Annotated in this window: 2 protein-coding genes and 2 pseudogenes; 2 read left to right on the top strand and 2 right to left on the bottom strand. The window is 59.0% G+C overall.

Translation table 11 applies throughout. From position 1 onward, the window contains the following. Nucleotides 1-383 precede the first annotated feature (383 nt). A pseudogene (locus ACZYOF_RS43010) lies at nt 384-1,521 on the top strand (transposase); the annotation flags it as partial. A 48-nt stretch (nt 1,522-1,569) separates the two neighbouring features. Here ACZYOF_RS43010 and ACZYOF_RS43005 read toward each other — a convergent pair. Together ACZYOF_RS43005 and ACZYOF_RS43000 are read right to left on the bottom strand one after the other, a co-directional pair. Continuing rightward, complete coding sequence (locus tag ACZYOF_RS43005) at nt 1,570-2,106, bottom strand: NAD(P)H-dependent flavin oxidoreductase (RefSeq protein ID WP_051397281.1); 537 nt, start codon at nt 2,104-2,106, stop codon at nt 1,570-1,572. Nucleotides 2,107-2,163: 57 nt separating this feature from the next. Beyond that, entirely contained in the window at nt 2,164-2,478 is a 315-nt protein-coding gene (locus ACZYOF_RS43000) for a hypothetical protein (protein ID WP_028168829.1), read from the bottom strand. 361 nt (nt 2,479-2,839) lie between these two features. Here ACZYOF_RS43000 and ACZYOF_RS42995 point away from each other — a divergent pair. Beyond that, a pseudogene (locus ACZYOF_RS42995) lies at nt 2,840-3,181 on the top strand (transposase); the annotation flags it as partial. Between the last annotated feature and the right edge of the window lie 251 nt (nt 3,182-3,432).

The following is a 3,432-nucleotide window of genomic DNA, read 5'->3' as shown; positions in this document are numbered from 1 at the left end:
GAGCAGTGCAGGGAACAACGTGCTCTGTCCGCGATCAACCCCCTCTACGAATCCCGCCATCGCTCGTCCCCCGCCGATTCACTGGAGAATAATAGCAGAGGCACAGTTTTCACACGGCCTGGGCCCAGGCCGTGTGAAAATCGCGCAACTTGGGGCGCACCGGCGCATTTCGCGGCCGCCGAACTTCTGATTGGATGGAACCGACCTCTCATCTCAGTGGCAACCAGGAGCTTCATATAGGCGCTGCCGGCCTCACGCCCGCATCGCTTCCAGCAATCCGCCTACGCCCACGATCGTCATCACGCGCTTCATGTTGTAGGCGGGCCCTGAGCTGCCAGAAGCGATGAGCCCAGCAATGTGTCAATCGGCTCGCAAATTTTGCATGCCGAATGACACGTTCCGAACGGCGGTTGTGCGAAGACGTGCACCTGAACCTTGCTTACCGCTGGTTCTGTCGGCTCAGGTTGGACGGCGAGGTGCCGGACCACTTGACGTTCTCCAAAAACAGGCATGGCCGCTTCCGCGGCTGCGATCTGTTGCGAAAGCTGTTCGAGACCGTGGTCCAGCGCTGCATGGCAGAAGGAGCAGCTTTTGCAGTCGATGCAAGCTCGATTGCCGCCAACCAACAAGCAGCGCGCAGTTGCCGGGTCTGACGATGTTATGGGAGCTATGCCCGAACGCGCCGCTCTGTTCGAGAGTACTTCGACACCCTGGATGAGGCCGCTTGGGGCGCGGCGAGTGACACGGTACCAAAGTTCACCTCTAAGTCGGACCCGGCCGCGCAATGGACAGGCGCTCACAAGGGGCATGCCTTCTTCGCCTACGCCAACAACTACCTCATCGACCTGAAGGCAGCGATTATCATGGATGTCGAGGCGACGCGCGCCATCCGACAGGCCGAGGTCGGGGCGGCGCGCACAATGATCGAGCGCAGTGAAGAGCGCCTTGAGCTCTGTTGCGAACGTGTTGTCGCCGACAGTGCCTATGGAACGGTAGAGATGCTGGGCTGGCTGGTCGACGAGCAAGGCGATCGAACCGCACATTTCGGCATTCGACAAATCGGCCCGTACCGACGGCACGTTCTCGCGCGACGACTTCGCCTATGATCAGCAAAGCGACGTCTACATCTGCCCGGCTGGCAAAGTGCTGGCCTCCACCGGGACCTTGGTGAATGATGGAGCGACACTGCTGTACCGGGCCAGCAAACATGTTTGCGATGACTGCGAACTGAAGTCGCGGTGTTGTCCGAAGATGCCCTCCCGCAAGGTCCCGCGTTCAATCCATGAAAAGGCTCGAGACGTGGCGCGCGAGATCGCCAGAACTGATGCCTATGTCAGATCTCGGCGCGAACGGAAGAAAATCGAGATGCTCTTTGCCCATCTCAAGCGCATTCTCCGCCTCGACCGGCTCAGGCTAAGAGGTCTCTTGGGCGCTCGCGACGAGTTCCTCCTCGCTGCCACAGCGCAGAATTTACGTAAGCTCGCAAAGCTGATCCCGCTGCCGACGCTCCAGCACGCTTAGGCACAATCAACCACCCGTGCGCCCAGCGCGTTCTCCGAACCTGAATTATCACTTCGCGGACTTCTTCAACACAATCGTGCCGCCGGCGGCAATGACTGGAATTCCAACGGCGTCACGCACTGGTGGGATTAGTACGAACGTGCCGAGCTGACCGCGAATGTGACCCCCGGCCTCATGGCCCTGCGCGACGATCAGATCAAAGCCTGCCGCCTCGGCGATCTGCGCGTCTTCCGTACTGCCTACAACTTGGATGGCGACCGCACCTGCCGCCTTCACCTGCTCAACATAGCGAGACGCATCGCCCCAAAGGAAAGAGATAATGGGGACTCCTTTGGCGAGCGCCACCGCCAACTGGTCTTCAAAAGGAAAGCCGAGAACGAAGTTGACGCCAAATGGCGCTGTCGTGCGCTCCCTGATGGTTCTAATGGCGATGCGTAACTCCTCAGTCGATCGCCACGTCCCGGCAATCTGACCAATGCTACCCGCGTTGCATACCGCGACCGCGAGATCAGGACTTGCGATCGAACCAATCGGGGCCTGAAAGAGCAGTCGCTGGCTCGTGAGCCAATGAGGTGAGCGTGTCATCTCTTGAATTCTTCAGCCGATGCCGCAATGGTCAGAAACTTCATCAGCCCGAACAGATCATAATAAAAACATCTGAGCGCGACGCAGCTGCTCCTTTTCGATGGCATAGTCGGCGAGCGTCTCGGTCTCGAACGCCACTCCATCCGGGCTCAAGCATTTCCACACGTAGTTGACGATCACCCGTCCAGTGGTGCTGGTCGCAATCACGCGAGCATCCATGCGGCGACGCTCTTCGGTAGGCTGCAGCGGAAACCAAATGGATGCAAACCTCTCCTGCATTTTCGGAATGGTCGCTCCAGTAAAGAAGCCGCCATACGGCAGACCTGGCTGCCAGTGAAACTCGATTTCCGGATGATAGAGGTTCTGCAGCAAGCCACGATCGCAGGATCGTAAGCATCAGGTCTGCATTTGCCTGTTCCTGAGGGGTCATTTCCGCGCCCGTGAGGACGTCGCGTCAGCGCAACATGTCATTCGGCATGCAAAATTGGCTCTGACTCACTTTTGATGCAGTTTGAGGGATGTCTGGCGCTTTGATTGGGGAGAATCAGCGTCATGCAGCAAGCACTCCTGCGCTCCAATTTGGTGCCGAGTGGATTTGTTGTAGAGAGTGCGTACTTCGAAGGTGATAAGGCCGTTATTACGGTTCGGGCGTCGGGAAGCGTTGGTCTGTGTCCATCGTGCGGAACGGTTTCCCGGCGTGTCCATAGCCGAAGATCGGTGGCATCTGATGGAGGACTTGCTGACGAAAGCTGAGACCGTCACGATCGCGGCGATCGAAGCTGGCGTACCGGTGTTGATCGAGGCCCGCGACATCATCGCCGAATTCCACGGGATGATCCGGCGCAAAGCTGAGGAAGGGCTCACCTCATGGATCGAGCGCGCCCGCGCCAGTCTCGTCGCCTCGTTCGCGAGCGGCGTCGTCAGGGATGAAGCGGCGGTAAGGGCGGCTATTACCTCGCCTTGGTCGAACGGACAGACTGAAGGTCAGATCACGCGCCTCAAGCTTGTCAGACGTCAGATGTATGGTCGCGGGAAAATCGATCTGCTTCAGGGCAGACTAATCGGCGCTGAATAGTCGGAGCTGCACCAAAATTGCGACAGAGCGCATTGCCTCATCAAGAATGTTACCGGAGAACTGACCGTCAGGATTGGGACGGCGACACCGAATCGGATCGGTGTCACCGATGGCAGGACGGATGAGCATGGGTGCTCGGCGCGAGCTCACGGCGGCGGTGGTAGAGCGCTATCGATCGGCAGGGCGGGCAGATAAGGGGCGCATACTCGACGAGCTTTGCGCGGTGACCGGCTGGCATCGCAAGCACGCGG

It is taken from the genome of Bradyrhizobium sp. LeoA1Lang, assembly GCF_055413685.1.
Note: the sequence above shows the minus strand (reverse complement) of the source record. Positions and strands in the feature narration are given on the sequence as shown.